Raw genomic sequence first — 17,762 nt, forward strand, 5'->3', positions numbered from 1 at the left:
ATATTACAGCTTATGCTCAATTCCGTATCTTTTAGCCAGTGTTACATAATTCTGCATCTTTTCATTCTTGATGTCTTAGCGTTCTTTCATAAATCATTTTTCAATAACTATAAGCTGTTCGTAAAGTCAAAAGAAAAAATAGATTTTAGCAGGTATTGGATTCATGAAAGAGATCTCTTGAGTAAATGATTGAGCTCAAACACTAGTACCCAGCTCAGTGCATTATCAGAAAGACAAATCATGTCGCCCTACTCTAGTCGCTTGGACTTTTTTTTGGCATGATGAATTCAGCTCTTCATTGAATAACGATAAATGGAACAAATGCGTTGGTTGGAACTGCTTTCGACAGTTCGTATTGGTAGCAAAAAACAAAGTTCAGAACAGGCACGTAGCCCATTTCACAAAGATTATGACCGCATTATCTTTTCGCAAAGTTTCCGCCAGCTCAACCGTAAAACCCAAGTCCACCCCCTGACCCAGCACGATGGTATTCACACCCGTTTAACCCATTCGCTCGAAGTATCATGTATTGGCCGTTCATTGGGCATGCTGGCAGCGGAAAAAATTAAGGATGAACTACCAGTATGGATTTCCCCTGCCGATGTCGGTGCCATTATTCAGGCTGCGTGTCTGGCACATGATATTGGTAATCCACCTTTTGGACATGCCGGTGAATATGCCATTCGCGAATGGTTTGATGATGCTTCACATGGCAATTTTTTAAAAAAACTCACCCCGGAAGAGCAGGCCGATGTACGCCAGTTTGAGGGCAATGCCCAAGGTTTACGTTTACTAACCAAAATTGACTATCATCCCAATGATGGCGGCATGCGTCTAACTTACGCCACTTTAGGCGCTTATTTAAAATATCCGTGGCTGTCGAAAACCATTGCCTCACAAGGGGATCGCCCTGCCAATCAGCGGGCAAAATTTGGCTGTTACCAGTCTGAAAAAGAGACTCTCAAGCAAATTGCAGAGCAGCTCGGTTTAATTCAGCTTGGTGAATATCAGTATTGCCGTCATCCGCTGACCTATTTACTCGAAGCTGCGGATGACATCTGTTATGCCCTGATTGATCTGGAAGATGGCATTATTTTAAATATGTTGTCTTATGAAGAAGTCGAACCGGTTTTCCTCGACCTGATTGCAGATTATGGCAGGCCTGAAGAATTATCCATACCAACCACCTGGCAGCAAAAAATTGCTGCTTTACGCGGCCGGGTGATGAAACGTCTTGTGGATGAAGTGACCACTGCTTTTACCAAACATCACTTTGAAATTTTATCAGGACAACTCAAAGGCAGTTTATTGCAATATTGTTCTGAAGATATTGAATGGGGGATTGAACGAGCCAAAAATTTAGCCCGTGACAAGATTTTTGAACATCCGCAAAAGGCTGGTTTAGAGATTATTGCCCATCAAAGTCTGCAAAATATTCTGGATGCCTTTATTCCGCTGACCACACCACATAAAACCTTGAGCTTTAAAGAACAGCGCTTAATGTCGATGCTGCAACGTGCCGGTGTCAATTTTCAAAGTAATCACTATGAAAATATTATGCAGGTGCTGGATATTATTTCGAAATTCTCAGACCATCAGGCCTATAACCTGTCGCAAGAGTTACAGGGCAATAAAGCCGGCTTGATGTAAAAATGTTGCAGATATGCTGGCTAAAATTTTTACCAGATTTAAAAAATTATACCTGAGCATTTTGCCTTTCGTGCAAATGCTCACTACTATGCAACCAACGATAGATAAGTGAATAAATAAACATGATTGGATGTCTTATTGGCGAGGTGTTGGCTCTAGAAGCACCGACAGTATTATTAAATGTAAATGGCGTGGGCTATGAAATCGATACCCCGCTTTCAACATTTTGCCAATTACAAAAAGGCCAGAAAGTTACCTTATGGACGCATCTCGCCGTTCGTGAAGATGCTCAGCTTTTATATGGTTTCCTGAATGCCCAAGAAAAAACCATCTTCCGTACCCTGCTTAAAGTCAACGGTGTAGGACCTAAAATGGCACTCGGCATTTTATCTACTTTAAGTGTAGAAATGCTGATTCATACCGTTGAGCATGAAGATGTGAATACACTAGTTAAAGTCCCAGGCGTTGGGAAGAAAACAGCTGAACGCTTGATGATTGAACTTCGTGACCGCTTCAAAGCCATGTCAGCTGGCACGACACCAAGCAATTCTACTGTAGAGCAAATCCAGTTTAGTGGTAACTCTGCGGTGGCAGAAGCTGAAGCAGCGTTACAGTCATTAGGTTATAAACCTTTAGAAGCACAAAAACTGATTAATGCCGTTAAAGCGGACTTTACCGAAGCAAGTGATATTATCCGTGCTGCGCTTAAGTCGATGAACAAGTAATTCAAATAGATAAACCGATCTATCCTTAAGTTTGATACGCGATAGGCGACATGGATGTCGCCAAGTTGGATTGGGATATAAGGACATATCCTCAATCCAACAAAAGATTTTTGTTACTTTTGATCTTTCAAAAGTAAGGCATCGCCTACGCGAAAGTAGTGAATATCTTTCATCATTCGCGGCCGTGCAACTAAATGTGGTATTTATGACCATAACGCGATAATCGAATTCACGAAAATAGAACTGACTTAATATGCAAGACCGTCTCATCAGTGGTTCTGAAAAACCCGAAGATCATTTTGATCGTGCCATTCGCCCCACTTCCCTCGATGACTACATCGGTCAACCGGTGGTACGTGAGCAAATGGAAATCTTTATTGGCGCAGCCCGTGGCCGTGGCGAAGCACTCGACCATACCCTTATTTTTGGCCCACCCGGTCTGGGTAAAACCACACTGGCCAATATTATCGCACGCGAAATGGGCGGTAATCTAAAATCGACTTCTGGTCCCGTTCTGGAACGTGCCGGTGATTTGGCTGCTATGCTGACCAATTTAGAAGAAGGCGATGTACTCTTTATTGATGAAATTCATCGTCTTTCTCCTGTAATTGAAGAAATTCTGTATCCAGCCATGGAAGATTATCAGCTTGATATCATGATTGGTGAAGGCCCGGGCGCACGTTCAATCAAACTGGATTTACCGCCATTTACCCTAGTTGCAGCAACGACACGTGCAGGCTTGCTCACCTCGCCACTGCGTGACCGTTTTGGTATTGTGCAGCGTTTAGAGTTCTATTCAGTTGCAGACCTGACCCATATTGTTTCACGTTCAGCCTCGTTAATGGACGTTCCCATGACGGATGATGGTGCAAAAGAAATCGCGCGTCGTGCCCGTGGTACACCGCGTATTGCCAACCGTTTGCTGCGTCGTGTTCGTGACTATGCTCAAGTCAAAGGTACAGGCGAAGTGACTCAGGAAATGGCACAACGTGCACTGGATATGCTAAATGTCGATAAAGATGGCTTGGATACTTTAGACCGCCGTTACTTAAGTATGTTGCTTGAGCGTTTTGATGGTGGGCCTGCCGGTGTAGAGGCTTTGGCTGCTGCCATGGCGGAAGATTCAGGCACGCTAGAAGATGTGATTGAACCATATCTGATTCAGCAAGGCTATACCATGCGTACTGCACGTGGCCGTATTGCTACTAATATGGCATATTTGCAGTTTGGCATGACTCCGCCTGAGCCGAAGGATAAGTAATTTAAAAATAGCTTAGGTTTATTAGTGTCGCATAGCTTAAATTTAAGCAAGCTTTGGATACACGAGTGTGGCAAGGATGCCACACGTTACTCATCTCTTGCGCTGCATTTTAAAGCAGTGCTTAAAACTGGCTCAGAATGTTGAGTATGGGTAATAAAGGCTTTTCTTGCGGACTCAGAATATAGTTTGATATCCTCATTTTGGCCTCTCAAAAGTAAGACTTCGCCCACACAAATCCCTTTCGATTTTATTGAAAAATTGCGGCAGTAAAATTTTATAATTTAACTAAGAGGATTTCAAAACCTCTTATCAAGCAAAAAATCAAAGAATATAACTGCTATTTGATGAATCAACTAACACCATGAAAAACAAATTTAAAAAATGCATATGTGATTTTAATTTAATATTTAATCAAAAATAAAAGACTTAAGACTTAGAAATCACCCTCACCTCTTCCACCAGCATCAACTCACAAGCACCATTACCAGTATCTTCACGACTTAAAGAACTACGCCAAGTCCAGCCATCAGCAGCCGTGACCTCAACCAGTTGTCCTTTTAAATAAATCAAATCATCTTGATCAATAGCTTTGAGCTGCTTTGCAATCTGTTTCGATGCAGGGATCAAGTGTGTATTGGCACTGTGCGTTGAAATTTCATTGACGGGTATGGGCGGTGCATTTTCATAACGCCAGTAATACCAGCGATTACTCTGACTGATCGATAACTGTTTATAAACAGCAGGATTGGTCATGCTACCCCATCCCAAAGCAAAATCAACTGGACTAAGTTCCGCCTCTCGTCCAAAACTATAGTCTTCTCTGGATAAAACCCGAAACTCGCCAGCATACGCTTCCAGATTTTTCATCCTATAGCCATCAAACTGATGAATTCCTTGAGCAGACTGATAATCAGCAGCCTCTGAAATACCTTTATCCGGTTTCAGCCAGTAATTCCACAGTGCAAACCCCAAGGCAAAAATAATTATATATTTCAAAAAGCGACTCATTTTAAACTCGAATGTCATGCAGTGTTGTAATGCCCTAATAATGGATTGAATCAAATAAAATTGTTGGGTCACAGATCCGAAAATTAAGAGGGATAAACAAAATTGATAAAAGCTAATTTCACATAAATCGCAAAGTATTTATAGTCTCGAAGTCCATATAAAACCTTTGTATTCCAGCAACTAACAACAAATATACCTTAAAAGTATATTAAGGGCACTCAAATAGTTTTGTCTAAATTTCCTTCATTATGCAATGCTATGGATTCACTGAAATGATCTCAACCTTTAAGGATTCGGTAATATATGGACATATACAAGCAGATCTCCCTTTGTCTTCCACTTTTTCTTTGCAGCCAGCTGAGCCTTGCAGACTGGATTGATGATTCCGTTAAAAATGTAGAAGCCCATACCATTCAGCTTCGACAGCATATTCATCAAAATCCCGAACTGGGCAATATGGAATTCAAAACCTCCGAGCTGGTACAAAAAGAGTTAAAATCTTATGGGATAGAAGTGCGTAAAGGCTATGCCAAAACCGGTGTCATCGGGGTACTTAAAGGAGCTAAACCGGGTCCAGTGATGGCATTACGTGCCGACATGGATGCCCTTCCGATTGAAGAAAAAACTGGACTTCCTTATGCCAGTAAAGTCAAAGCCATTTATCAGGGCAAAGAAACCGATGTCATGCACGGCTGTGGTCATGATGCTCATACCGCGATGTTACTGGGTGCAGCCAAGGCCTTAGCAGCCAATAAAGATAAAATTGCAGGTACTGTGGTATTTGTTTTCCAACCGGCTGAAGAAGGCGGTGCTGATATTGATAATTTTACTCAAGGTCATTTGATCGGTTCACGTAAAATGATTGCCGATGGTGCATTGAACAATCCCAAACCGGAAGTTATTTTTGGTATGCACGTAATGGCAGGTATGCCAAGCGGTAATATCTCCTATAAAGATGGTGCCATTCTGAACAGTGCGGATCATTTACGCATTCAGGTCAACGGCAAGCAGGTACATGGTTCCATGCCCTGGCTGGGTCGCGATCCAATCTATGCTTCGTCGCAAATGATCAACAACATGCAAAGTTTGATTAGTCGTAATGCAGATTTGACCAAAGGCATGGGCGTAGTCAGCATTGGTAGTATTCACGGGGGAACAACGGGTAATGTCATTCCCGATCAGGTGAATATGGTGGGTACCATTCGTTCTAACAGTGAAGATGTTCGCCAGAGCATTTTAAAAACTTTACCGAACATGCTAGAACATAATGCCGCTGCCAATCAGGTCACAGCAAAAGTGGAAATTGCACCCTACGCGCCTGTTACGACCAATGACAAAACCTTAACCAAACTGATGCAACCCACGCTGGCTCAGGTGAATGGCGAAGATAAACTGCATGTATTGGACAACAATGCCAGTGCCAGCGAAGATTTTGCCTATTATGGTCAGCTGATGCCATCCTTGTTTGTCTTTGTGGGGGCAACTCCTGCCGATCAGGACATGACCAAAGCCGCACCTAACCATAACCCGTTATTTATTGTCGATAATAAGACTTTAAAAACCGGGGTAGAAAGCCATGTGCGTTTTATTCTGGATTATCCAAAAGTTGCCGAACAGGTACAGGCCGACTGGAAAAAGAGACAAACCACAAAAAAATAAGTACGTTTAAAAAAAGTGAGCATCCTTTGCTCACTTTTCGTATTTACAGGTTTTGCAGATTGAATACAGAATAAATTTCATTTGAAACCTTGTGCCATTGGACTCAATTCTCATAATGATAAACTGCCACGCGTTACACAGCTTGACTCTTGGCAAAAAAACCGTCATTTTCACAGTTTTTTTAAACCGCTAAAAGCACAGCTAAAACCATAAAACTGAATTGAAAAATGGGACACAATCATGGCGAATAAATTCGAATTCAACATTCGTGTATATATTGAAGACACCGATGCCGGTGGCATTGTCTATCATGCAAACCATATTCGTTTTATGGAACGTACCCGTACCGAATGGCTACGTGCTTCAGGCGTAGATCACTACTGGCACCAAAAAGATTACAACTTTGTCGTTCATAAAATTAACGTGAAATATTCACGCCCTATCCTGATGGATGACCTGATTACTGTTACCGCGAGTGTAGTTTCGTGTAAAGCGACATCATTTGTATTGCAACAGAATATTTATCGTGGTGAAATCATGCTTGCCTCTGGTGAAGTCGAATTGGCATGTATCAGCGTAGATGGTATGCGTCCAACCCGACTTCCTGAGGAAATCCGTACACTAATTCTCAAAGAGTTAGGACAAGACTAAAAAAATTTATTGGCACATTGTAACTATGGCAACACAACTAGAATCTTCGCTACACGTATCAGATCTTATTTTACAAGCAAGTCCTGTGGTTCAACTGGTAATGCTGCTGCTACTTCTGGCATCATTATATAGTTGGTATCTGATTGCCAAGTTACATATGAGTTATAAAAAAGCCCAGGCCGAAGATCAACACTTTCAAAAAATCTTCTGGTCGGGGGCTGAATTAAATACCCTGTATAACAATGCCCAGCTCAATTCCAAACGTGTCGGTCTGGAAGATATTTTCTATCATGGCTTGGGTGAATTTTTCAAACTTAAAAAACGCAATGCGCCTGCCCAGCAAAGTATTGAAAGTACTGAACGTATCCTGCGTGTGGGTCTTAGCCGTGATCAGGGACATCTTGAACAAGGTTTGGGTGCGCTGGCAAGCATTGGTTCAGTTGCGCCTTATGTCGGACTGTTTGGTACGGTTTGGGGCATCATGAATGCCTTTATTGGTCTGGCAGAGGTCGATCAGGTTACGCTGGCAACCGTAGCTCCAGGTATTGCCGAAGCGTTAATCGCCACTGCAATTGGTCTGTTTGCAGCCATTCCTGCTGTTTTGGCCTTTAACCATTACACCGCAAAAGGTGAAGCAGTTTATTCAGACCGCGCTTTATTTGCTGAAGAAATGGTGGCGCTGTTACAACGTCAAACTGTGGGTTCTACACAGGAAAATGACTGATGGCAATTCAACGTTCCGGACGCTTTGAGCGTATTAAAAAACCATTAAAAAGTGACATGAATGTTGTCCCTTATATCGACGTGATGCTGGTGCTGTTGGTGATTTTTATGGTCACTGCACCCATGATTACGACTGGTGTAAAAGTTGATTTGCCTCAAGCAAATGGTACACCCATACAGGCCGAAGACCGCCCTGCCATTGTCACGCTTGAAACAGATGGCACCATTAAACTTGAAGATAAATCACATAATAATGATGTACTCACACTCGATGAATTAAAAGCTGTACTGACTGAGTCACAACGTGAAGCTTCAGCACAGAAAAAACAAATGAGTGTACTGATTAACGGCAGTGAATCTCGTCCTTATGGTGAAGTCATGAAACTCATGTCTGCCTTACAGGATGCAGGATTAACTCAAGTGGGTTTACTGACTGAGCCATTAAAATAATTTATGAAAGATTTTAAAAAGCCGCCTTTTAAACAAAATGCAGTTGCGATTGGCTTCACCCTTGGGGTGCATGTTATTGCAGTGGTTGGCTTGCTTTATCTGGGCATGAGTCAACCACCTGAGCCTCCCAAAAAGATCACTACCATTTTAGTTAAACCTGAAGATTTAAAACCTGTCACAGCTGAAGTCACAGAGTTTGATGAAACAGCAGATAAAAATGTCGCTGAACAAATCACCCAAACGGCTGAACCAAGTGTTGAACCTGCTCCTGTGATTCCAGTTGCACCACCTGTTCCAACACCAGCAAAACCTGATAGCAATAAAGCTGCACAGCAAGCGAAGGCTGCACAGCAAGCGAAGGCTGCTGCTGAAGCGATGCAAAAAGCTGAACAGCAAGCTGCTGAAAATGCCAAAGTTACCGAAGCAAATAAATTAAAAGCCCAAGCTGAGGCTACTGCAAAAGCTCAGGCAAATGCTGCCGAGAAAGCCAAAGCCGATGCTGCAAATAAAGCCAAGGCTGATGCCGATGCAAAAGTGGAAGCAGATGCCAAACGTAAAGCAGATCAGGCTGAACGTGCAAAAGCAGAAAAAGTAAAAGCGGATGCATTAAGAAAAGCGGAAGCTGATAAACAGCGTGCTGAAGCAGCCGTAAAAGCCAAAGCAGATGCAGCTAACAAAGTCAAAGCGGACGCTGCTGTAAAAGCTAAAGCAGATGCTGCTAATAAGGCAAAAACCGACGCTGCGAATAAAGCCAAGGTCGATACCGCCGCAAAAGCAAAAGCCGATGCTGCAAATAAAGCTAAAGCTGATGCCGCTGCAAAAGCTAAAGCCGATGCTGCAAATAAAGCCAAGGCTGATGCCGCTGCAAAAGCTAAAGCCGATGCTGCAAATAAAGCTAAAGCGGATATCGCTGCAAAAGCTAAAGCCGATGCTGCAAATAAAGCTAAAGCGGATGCGGAAGCACGTGAACGTGCCGTGGAAGAAGCCAAAGCATCAGCCGCCAAACAGGCAGCGGAAGAAGCTGCAACCAAAAAGGCTGAAGCCAAGAAAATTGCCTCAACAGCAAAACGTGATTTTGAAAATAAAATCAAACGTGCATGGGACATCCCAAGTGGCTCATCAGGTCAAAAAGCCACTGCCAGAGTCACTTTAAGTGATAGCGGTTCGGTTCAGTCGGTGATTGTCAACTCGAGCGACCCTGACATGAAAGCCAGTGTAGAAGCTGCTGTTCGGGCAGCTGCACCTTATCCAATGCCTTCAGATCCCGATGCACGACGTGAAGCAAGAACCTTTACTTCAAGCTTTACGGCGAGATAACTAGAAGCCACATCAAATTCTGGTTGATGTGGCTTTTTTTGGCATTTAAACTGGACAGTCGATAAAACAGCCAAAATTTTATTCACTTTTCACAGTCTTATAACAGTTTAGTCATTATGATGGGCTTTCAATCACTCAAAATCATGCCATTATGTGACACAAGCAGATTCACAATAATTTATATTTTTTAGAGTACGTAGCAGATGATGGAAATGACGCGTAAACATCTACTTTGCCTAACCATTTTGGCCGCTTTAAGCCCGGTATTAGCCACGCAATCCTATGCTCAATTACATCTGGAGATTGCCAAGGCACCTGAAGAAGCGCCAAAAATTGCCATTATTCCATTTAATAATGATCAAAGTATTTACCCAATCGTCGAAAATGACCTGAACCGTTCCGGTAAATTTTCCAGCGCTTCCAAAAATCTTCCTGCCACTGCAAGCATGAATAATCCAAATACAGAGGCTTGGAAAGCTGCCGGTGTACCTTATGTGGTAACCGGTACGGTAAAAACTACCGATAATGGCAGTTTTGAAGTTCATTATCAGCTCTATGACATAGAAAAACAGCAATACCTATTAAATGAATTATTGACTGTACCGGCTTCACGTATTCGTCAAGCTGGTCATATGATCAGTGATGCCATTTACCAGGCATTGACCGGCATTCCAGGTGATTTCAGCGGTCGTATCGCCTATGTACTGCGTAACCCAGCAACACCGGAACAACGCTATACCCTGCAAATTGCCGATACCGATGGTGAGCAGCCGAGAACCATTCTGACTTCCCGTGATCCTATCCTGTCACCGGCCTGGACCCCAGACGCAAAAAAAATTGCTTATGTTTCATTTGAAACTAAACGTCCGGCCATTTATGTACAGGACTTGGCTACAGGAAACCGTGAAAAACTGGCCAGCTTCCGTGGACTGAATGGTGCGCCAAGTTTCTCACCGGATGGCAAGAGCATGCTATTTACAGCTTCCATGCATGGCAATCCTGAAATATATCAAATGAACCTGGATACGCGTGAACTACAGCGTATGACCAATGACAGTGCCATTGATACCGAAGCACGTTATGCTCCAGATGGTAAATCCTTTATTTTCACCTCTGACCGCGGTGGTTCAGCACAGATTTATAGCTATAATTTTGCCAATAGCACAAGTAAGCGTCTAACCTTCCGTGGCGCATTTAATGCCCGTGGTACCTTAAGTACAGATGGCAAAAAAATTGCTCTGGTCCATCGTCCAAGTGGTAGCAACTATAAAGTGGCCATTCAGGACATCAACACCGGTATTACCAACATTCTTACCCCGACCAGCCTGGATGAGTCACCAAGTTTCTCTCCAAATGGTCAAATGGTGGTCTATGCAACCCGTGAAGGAAACCGTGGTTTATTGTCTATCATGTCACTGGATGGTCGTTTCCGCATGAACCTGCCAAGTGAACAGGGCGAGGTTCGTGAACCGGCTTGGGCCCCTAAATAACAATACAAGCGAATTAATTTTATTAATCTAAAGTAATGATAATCATGGAGATACAGATGAAAGCAATTCAATTATTGGTCCTTCCTGTTCTTGCTACAGCATTGGTGATGACTGGATGTGCCAGCCGCAAGCCTGCTGCTGAAATTCAGGCAGGACAAAATCCGAGCGGGGCCACTACCGTCAGTACTGAAGGTCTAAGTGAAGATGCAGCCTTAAATGCACAAAACCTGGCAGGTGCGTCATCTAAAGGTGTGACTGCTGCGAACAAGGCATTCTTGGCCAAGCGTGTGGTTCACTTTGACTATGACAGCAGTGAACTTTCAAATGAGGACTATCAAACCCTTCAGGCACATGCCCAGTTTCTTGTAGCCAATGCCAACTCAAAAGTTGCTTTGACAGGTCATACCGATGAACGTGGTACCCGTGAATACAACATGGCTTTAGGCGAACGTCGTGCCAAGGCAGTGGAAAGCTTCTTGCTGACTAACGGTGTAGCTGCAACTCAGTTGGAAGCCGTAAGCTATGGCAAGGAAATGCCGATTAATCCAGGTCATGACGAAAATGCATGGAAAGAAAACCGCCGCGTAGAAATCAACTACGAAGCCGTTCCGCCTTTATTAAAATAAGGGTTACCATAAAAAAAGCGCTCAAATTTGAGCGCTTTTTTTAAGCTTTCTCAGATGCCTGAGATGCTTCTTGCGGATGCTGCATGGATTCAATCAGATCATGCTTGTTGAATTTTTTGTATTCAGGTTTAGCTTCATATGCTTTCCACGCCTCTTTCACTTTTTCGGCAGAAATATCATCTAAACTCATAGCTTCATTTGGCGTTGGAGTCGCATCAAACTTTTGCGTTGTCATAATTATGCTCCTATCACGTTTTCCATAACCTATAGACCTCAACATAGCATTTTCCACAGAACTTACAAGAGTAAAATCGCGACAAATAGTCGAGTTTAATTGTTCTTTTGCCGCGTTCTCATCTAAAATAGCTGCCCATATTCATTTGATAATTTTTTATCATTTTCTAATTGGAGCTTTCCTGTCATGTCATACCTCACCCTTTCCCAATATTTACAACAACAAAACGGGAATCTTACACCTGAATTGGCTCAAGTTATTGAAACAATTGGCAATACATGTAAAGACATCGATCAATTATTGCAAAAAGGTGCTTTGGCTGGTGTTTTAGGTAGTGCACAACACGAAAACGTTCAGGGTGAAGAACAAAAGAAACTTGATGTAATTTCAAATGATTATTTAATTAATGCTTTAAAAGTTCATCCACATGTGGGTGGTCTGGCTTCTGAAGAATTAGACGAATTCACTCCTGCACAAGAAAACGGCAAGTATCTGGTATTGTTTGATCCTCTCGATGGTTCCAGCAATATCGATATCAACATGTGTGTCGGGACCATTTTCTCTATTTTGCCTGCTAAAAATGCAGTGACCAAAGCTGAAGACTTTATGCAAGCCGGCACAAGCCAGGCTGCTGCAGGTTACGTGCTTTATGGCCCATCCACCATGATGGCGCTAACTGTAGGTGCTGGGGTAGTATTCTTTACTTTCGACCCTGAAAGCAAAGAATTTTTAATGACTTCTGAAAATATTCAGGTTGCTGCCGATACTAAAGAATATGCCATCAACGCATCGAATCAACGTCACTGGGAAGCACCGGTAAAACGTTATATTGATGAATTGCTTGCAGGAAAAACAGGCCCGCGTGAAAAAGACTTTAACATGCGTTGGGTGGCGTGTATGGTGGGTGATATTCACCGTATTCTTTGCCGTAGCGGTATCTTTATGTACCCATATGACACTAAAGATCCGAAAAAAGCCGGTCGTCTACGTTTAATGTATGAAGCAAACCCAATGAGTATGCTGATGGAACAGGCAGGTGGTGCATCTACCACTGGTCGCGTACGTATTCTGGACATCCAGCCGACTGAACTTCACCAACGTGTACCTGTAGTGATTGGTTCTAAAAACGAAGTTGACCTCGTAACTGGCTATCATAATTAATTTTTCTTATAGCGGAAGTAAGTCCTCATAACTTGCTTCCGTGGATTTATTCTCCCATGCCGACTATTTTTCTAGAATCAAAAGATAATCCCAAAATTAAACACTTGCGTGGCTTAATTGAGCAGAATTCATATCGCAAAAAACAAGGTCAAACCGTACTTGAAGGCACCCATTTGTGTCTGGCCTGGTTAGCTGAAGATAGAAAAATCAAATCTATTTTTACCACCGAACAGGCTTTAAGCCATCCTGATTTTGACCGTATTGCCGAGCAATACCAAGGTGCAGTCTTTGTCATTGGTGAATCCCTGTATAAAGATTTAAGTACGCTGGGCACCACACTGGCTTGTCTTGCCATCGTCGATTTACCCACTTCCCGCCATGCTTTAGATTTCACGGCAGACACCTTAATTCTGGAAAATATTCAGGACCCAGGCAATGTCGGTACTTTACTCCGCTCCGCTGCTGCTGCCGGTATTCGACAAATTGTCTGCACCAAAGGTTCAGCTTCGCTTTGGTCACCACGAGTACTGCGTGCCGGAATGGGTGCACATTTCTCCTTGCATACTTATGAAAATGTGACACTGGAAGATATTTTGTCTCAATTCAAGATTCCGGTATATGTAACCAGTTCACATGAATCAGAAAGCTTGTATACGAAAGATTTGACCCAATCCTGTGTCTGGATTTTAGGCAACGAAGGTCAAGGGGTTTCTGAGTACGCCCTTGCACATGCACAAGCCGTTTCCATACCCCAGCCCGGCGGACAAGAATCCCTGAATGTTGCTATTGCGGGTTCAGTCTGTTTCTTCGAAATGGTTCGTCAGCGTTTATAAACTGATCTTTCGTTACTTTATTTTAAACATCACTGATGGATGTTAAAAAATAGACTACACTAGAAAAATAATATTATTTTTGTCAACCAAACCATTATTTTCAACGTTATATAACTATGAAATTGGAAATAATGGTGGGTATCCAATGACAGGATTTTCCATCTCTATGGATTCAGCACCAAAACAGTCTCAGTCAGAAAATTTAAGTACTCTGAAGAGTACGGCTGAACAACGCCTGAAGACTTTTATGCAGGATGTGACTGGACGTGCCTTGGTCATGATGGAAAGTGCGACTCAAGGTCAACAAGGTATCGCGATGGATTTGGTACAGGAAGCATTTATTTCCTTGCACAAAGCTTATGCTGATAAATCGACTGATGAATGGTATCCCCTGTTTTACACCATCTTAAACCATAAACTGCAAGACTGGCGCAGAAAAGAAGCTCGTCGGGTGCAACCTTTTTCTTTTTTCAAGAAAGTCCGTCTGGATGATGACGATCTTGAGTTAAATGATATTGTCGATGAGACTACTCCTAGTCCATTCGATTTTCTTAATCAAGCCGTGACTGCCGAAGAAATCAAAGAAGCCATCGCTCAGCTTCCTGTTCGCCAGCAGCAAGCTTTTATGCTTCGTGCTTGGGAAGGTTTTGATACACACACAACTGCACAAATCATGCAGTGCAGTGAAGGGAGTGTAAAAACCCATTATCACCGTGCTATTCAAGGCCTCAAAGCTTCTTTAGCACATTTGAATCCATATCGTGGAGGGTCATCCGAATGAAACAAGATGATTTCTTAAAACAAGTTACTTCCAAACTCGATGGGCTCGCACAACATCACAAAGCCAAACCTGTGGTGATGAATCATGTCATTGAAGAAATTCAAGCACGAGAAACATCCCGTTATGGGCTTTGGAAAATGTCAGGTTTTGCTCTTGCCGCCGCAATTGCAGGATTCGTGGTATTGCCAAACTCCTTTGAAATGTCAGAAAAACCGCAAAATCAAGTGGTAGTGACCCCAAAACTATCTCCTCAAATGGTTGAAGATTTGGAAATGTTAATGGTTTTAGGTGAGGATAAGGTTCCACATGGCAGCTAAAAAATTAGCCTTTGCTTTTTGTGCACTCGGATTTTTACAAACCAGTTTTGCTGGTTTCGAACGTTTTTGGATTTTTTCCAAAGATGCTGATACACAAGTTGCAGAAACCTGGGAAACATTATCCGATAGTGAACAACGTGCACTCATTCAACGTTACCAATCGCTCAAAGAATTACCCGAAGCACAAGGCACTACTTTACAGCAGCGTATGGATTGGTTTACCCAACTTCCAGAACAAGAAAAACAGAAAATGCGTGAAACCTGGCAGAAAATGAGCAGCCAAGAACGTAAAGAATTGGGTATTCGTATGCAAAAAGCGACACCTGAAGAGCGCCCGCTCATTCGCGAAGAATATATCAGTAAATATTTCCCACAAACGACTAAAAATCATTAATTATTTGATTATATTTAAAAAATTAAAATCAATAAAGCCGCTGAAGTCAGCGGCTTTTTGATTATTTCATTCGATAACGTCGATATAAAGTTAAACCTAGAATAGCAAATACACCATATACTCCAAATGATCCACCACCACTCGATGATGAATTGGTATTTTTGGCAGTGTTGTTCAGATAAATAGTGGCAGTATTTGATCCCAATCCCTCAGCATCATATATTTTATAAGTCACAGGATAATCGAATTGACTGAGATTATTCTTAACTGCAAAATGCAATTTTCCACCATAACATATATTACTGGCATCAGTACCCGGACAAGGACCCTGGCGTTCTGCCGTCATAGTCAACCCAGCTGGTAACTTCTCAATTTGGATTGGAATCTCTTGCCCTTGTTTATTTTGGTAAAATGCCGGTTTTGCTGCAGCTACAGTAGAAGTCAGGCCGTCACCATTATCATGGTCATTTTCCAAAGGATTAACGGTTACTTCCAGATTAGAACTTGAACTAATAGAATAAATATCATCCTTTGCAACAGGAGTAATATTTACAAAGCTTGCCTGTAAAATACCTGAAGACTGCTTGGCTTCACCACCCTTTTCTTTAAGTGTGTATTTACAATAGGCATAATCAGCAGTATTAAGCAATTCACCACTTGTACGATAGATCATGATCTGTTTGAAATCTGCATTCCATTCGCATTTTAAGTCATCTAGTTCACCTTTTAGCACAGCATTACCATCGGTTACGGTGAGTGTACCAATGCCATAAGGCTCAACCTCAACAGTATAGTTATCGGCATTTAAACTCTTGATGCGATAATCTTCACCTAATGTATCACTTACCCGCTCTTCTGCTGGAATCGCCAGTACAAATGGGTCAAAATAAATTGCACGGTATTTTTGGTGCTGCTTGGTATATTTCAACAGATTTTCGTATTGAGCTAATTCCTCTTTGAAATCATTGATTCCGGTTGAGTTTTTAACTCCTTCGTCAATTAATGCCTTAAGTTCATCAATATTGGACTGATAAAATTCCAGTAAACTAATAATCGAGCTATTTTTTAAATCTGTAATATCTATAGCGGATAAATTCATACGTTCAACCGAACCGATATCGCAACTATTCTTTTTGCTTGGTTCAAGTTGTAAAACCGTATCTAAAAAACGGCTTAAACCGCGTTGATCATAATCACTACAACCTGAACGATTGACATCAATTAAATCTGCCGCACTTTGATTATCTCTTGGATAATATAAAGGCAAGAACATATTATAGGCTGATGATTCCGTCATCTTAGACAGTAAGCTAGAAAAACTGGTGCTAGAGACATCTAAATTTTTCGAACTTTCAACCGTGGACTCTAAAGTAATTTTAGGTAACACACATTGATCTGTTCCTGATGCCAAGTTCAAGGCATTATTGCTTGCAACAAAAATCATTTTTTCACTCGGAACACCATTATCCGAGTTATAACGACAGGATTTATCCGAATTATTAAAAGCCAGAATATTGAATGCGAAAACTTTGCTGCCCGATTGATCATATAAAAAGGTGCTGTATGCTGAATTTTCTACGATCGTATTACTAATGGCGGTTAAAGTTGAATAAGGACTAAAACGATCTAAACCCTCACTCACTGCCCGTAAAATACTACCGCTACTTGAGTTTGCTATATTTTGTGCAATCGTATTCGCAGATAAATTTACCTTTGCAACACCACAAAAATCTAATGCACTCGCACTGGCGATTGAACCATTCTGAATAATACTGCTTTGAGCAATGGTCACCGCAGGTTTGGTATCTCCTAGATTGCCGTAACAATCCATTGCAATAACACTGCCTTTATTGGCCTGATTCCCTTGAATTAAGCTGTTACTTATCTTGACTTCTTTTTCAATATCTTGCGCAATATTATAAATTGCACCCCCTGCAATATCCGCCTTCGAGTTTAGAATTGCACCCTTATTGAAGCTTAAAGCTCCACCGAGTAATAATGCCCCGCCCCGACCATTTTCAGCATAACCTTTTTCAAGTTGAATATCATTCAGCGTTAGACTGGTTTCACTAATACTAGTATTAAAAATTCTTGAACGATTTTCACCGCTAATAATAGTTTTGATCTGTTCAAATGCAGGATATTTTTGCGTCAGTTTATCTTTTTCATCATAGTTAAAACGTGAAACGCCACTAATCACCAAAGCCGATTCCGGCACGAGTTCTGAACTTAATTTATATGTACCGGCATCTAATTGAATTTTATCTGCTACACCATTAAGCGTATTTCCAGCTGTACACCCCCCATAACCTATATTTTTTTTCGCAGTAATGATTGCTTCACGCAATGAACATGCATTACTGTTTTCACCATTTTCGTCTGCAAACGTCGTGACCTTAATGGTTTTATCCTCCGCTGCCATTAATGACATAGCAGATAAAACCATAATGCAGAGCAATCCTTTTTTATAATTGTGCATTA

At 41.9% G+C, this 17,762-nt stretch carries 18 protein-coding genes; 15 read left to right on the forward strand and 3 right to left on the reverse strand.

Features of this window, described 5'->3' with window-relative positions; all coding sequences use genetic code 11:
• The first annotated feature begins 312 nt into the window (after positions 1–312).
• From ABJ384_RS09825 to ruvB, 3 genes are all read left to right on the forward strand, one after another.
• Complete coding sequence (locus ABJ384_RS09825; protein WP_180082694.1) at positions 313–1,650, forward strand: deoxyguanosinetriphosphate triphosphohydrolase; 1,338 nt, start codon at positions 313–315, stop codon at positions 1,648–1,650.
• Positions 1,651–1,772: 122 nt separating this feature from the next.
• Positions 1,773–2,375 carry a Holliday junction branch migration protein RuvA gene (ruvA, locus tag ABJ384_RS09830; RefSeq protein WP_180082692.1) on the forward strand — a complete coding sequence of 201 codons (603 nt, stop codon included), beginning with the start codon at positions 1,773–1,775 and terminating at the stop codon, positions 2,373–2,375.
• A 253-nt stretch (positions 2,376–2,628) separates the two neighbouring features.
• Positions 2,629–3,636 (forward strand): Holliday junction branch migration DNA helicase RuvB, encoded by a 1,008-nt coding sequence (ruvB, locus tag ABJ384_RS09835; RefSeq protein WP_166167252.1) that lies wholly within the window; start codon positions 2,629–2,631, stop codon positions 3,634–3,636.
• 426 nt (positions 3,637–4,062) lie between these two features.
• Here the strand turns inward: ruvB and ABJ384_RS09840 are convergent, their stop codons facing one another.
• A complete protein-coding gene (locus ABJ384_RS09840) occupies positions 4,063–4,644 on the reverse strand; it encodes a hypothetical protein (RefSeq protein WP_180081481.1) in 582 nt (193 codons plus the stop codon).
• A 309-nt stretch (positions 4,645–4,953) separates the two neighbouring features.
• Here ABJ384_RS09840 and ABJ384_RS09845 point away from each other — a divergent pair, with 309 nt between their 5' ends.
• From ABJ384_RS09845 to pal, 7 genes are all read left to right on the forward strand, one after another.
• Positions 4,954–6,303 carry an amidohydrolase gene (locus ABJ384_RS09845; protein WP_180042299.1) on the forward strand — a complete coding sequence of 450 codons (1,350 nt, stop codon included), beginning with the start codon at positions 4,954–4,956 and terminating at the stop codon, positions 6,301–6,303.
• Positions 6,304–6,543: 240 nt separating this feature from the next.
• Positions 6,544–6,954: a tol-pal system-associated acyl-CoA thioesterase gene (ybgC, locus tag ABJ384_RS09850; RefSeq protein WP_086196177.1), complete on the forward strand. Its 411-nt coding sequence runs from the start codon at positions 6,544–6,546 to the stop codon at positions 6,952–6,954.
• 25 nt (positions 6,955–6,979) lie between these two features.
• Positions 6,980–7,678 (forward strand): protein TolQ, encoded by a 699-nt coding sequence (gene tolQ / locus ABJ384_RS09855; protein ID WP_086196178.1) that lies wholly within the window; start codon positions 6,980–6,982, stop codon positions 7,676–7,678.
• Entirely contained in the window at positions 7,678–8,127 is a 450-nt protein-coding gene (tolR, locus tag ABJ384_RS09860) for a protein TolR (RefSeq protein ID WP_180042207.1), read from the forward strand. Before tolQ ends, tolR begins: the two co-directional genes overlap by 1 nt.
• Positions 8,128–8,130: 3 nt before the next feature.
• Positions 8,131–9,444: a cell envelope integrity protein TolA gene (gene tolA / locus ABJ384_RS09865; protein ID WP_349927050.1), complete on the forward strand. Its 1,314-nt coding sequence runs from the start codon at positions 8,131–8,133 to the stop codon at positions 9,442–9,444.
• Between the two features lie 206 nt (positions 9,445–9,650).
• Positions 9,651–10,934, forward strand: coding sequence for a Tol-Pal system beta propeller repeat protein TolB (gene tolB / locus ABJ384_RS09870; protein WP_349929734.1), 1,284 nt, complete (start codon positions 9,651–9,653; stop codon positions 10,932–10,934).
• Between the two features lie 56 nt (positions 10,935–10,990).
• Positions 10,991–11,560 carry a peptidoglycan-associated lipoprotein Pal gene (gene pal / locus ABJ384_RS09875; protein ID WP_166167268.1) on the forward strand — a complete coding sequence of 190 codons (570 nt, stop codon included), beginning with the start codon at positions 10,991–10,993 and terminating at the stop codon, positions 11,558–11,560.
• Positions 11,561–11,600: 40 nt separating this feature from the next.
• On the opposite strand, the gene ABJ384_RS09880 is transcribed toward pal, so the two are convergent.
• Positions 11,601–11,795: an NF038105 family protein gene (locus ABJ384_RS09880; protein WP_086196183.1), complete on the reverse strand. Its 195-nt coding sequence runs from the start codon at positions 11,793–11,795 to the stop codon at positions 11,601–11,603.
• Between the two features lie 186 nt (positions 11,796–11,981).
• Here ABJ384_RS09880 and ABJ384_RS09885 point away from each other — a divergent pair, with 186 nt between their 5' ends.
• From ABJ384_RS09885 to ABJ384_RS09905, 5 genes are all read left to right on the forward strand, one after another.
• Positions 11,982–12,956 (forward strand): class 1 fructose-bisphosphatase, encoded by a 975-nt coding sequence (locus ABJ384_RS09885; protein WP_180081487.1) that lies wholly within the window; start codon positions 11,982–11,984, stop codon positions 12,954–12,956.
• A gap of 56 nt (positions 12,957–13,012) precedes the next feature.
• Positions 13,013–13,789: an RNA methyltransferase gene (locus ABJ384_RS09890; RefSeq protein ID WP_166167274.1), complete on the forward strand. Its 777-nt coding sequence runs from the start codon at positions 13,013–13,015 to the stop codon at positions 13,787–13,789.
• A gap of 166 nt (positions 13,790–13,955) precedes the next feature.
• Entirely contained in the window at positions 13,956–14,570 is a 615-nt protein-coding gene (locus ABJ384_RS09895; protein WP_349929735.1) for an RNA polymerase sigma factor, read from the forward strand.
• Positions 14,567–14,887, forward strand: a complete 321-nt coding sequence (locus tag ABJ384_RS09900) for a hypothetical protein (protein WP_086196187.1) — start codon at positions 14,567–14,569, stop codon at positions 14,885–14,887. Before ABJ384_RS09895 ends, ABJ384_RS09900 begins: the two co-directional genes overlap by 4 nt.
• Positions 14,877–15,281: a DUF3106 domain-containing protein gene (locus ABJ384_RS09905; RefSeq protein ID WP_086196188.1), complete on the forward strand. Its 405-nt coding sequence runs from the start codon at positions 14,877–14,879 to the stop codon at positions 15,279–15,281. Before ABJ384_RS09900 ends, ABJ384_RS09905 begins: the two co-directional genes overlap by 11 nt.
• A gap of 61 nt (positions 15,282–15,342) precedes the next feature.
• Here ABJ384_RS09905 and ABJ384_RS09910 read toward each other — a convergent pair whose 3' ends face one another.
• Positions 15,343–17,760 (reverse strand): CSLREA domain-containing protein, encoded by a 2,418-nt coding sequence (locus tag ABJ384_RS09910; protein ID WP_349927053.1) that lies wholly within the window; start codon positions 17,758–17,760, stop codon positions 15,343–15,345.
• Between the last annotated feature and the right edge of the window lie 2 nt (positions 17,761–17,762).

Source organism: Acinetobacter sp. A1-4-2, assembly GCF_040233925.1.
Taxonomy (GTDB): domain Bacteria; phylum Pseudomonadota; class Gammaproteobacteria; order Pseudomonadales; family Moraxellaceae; genus Acinetobacter.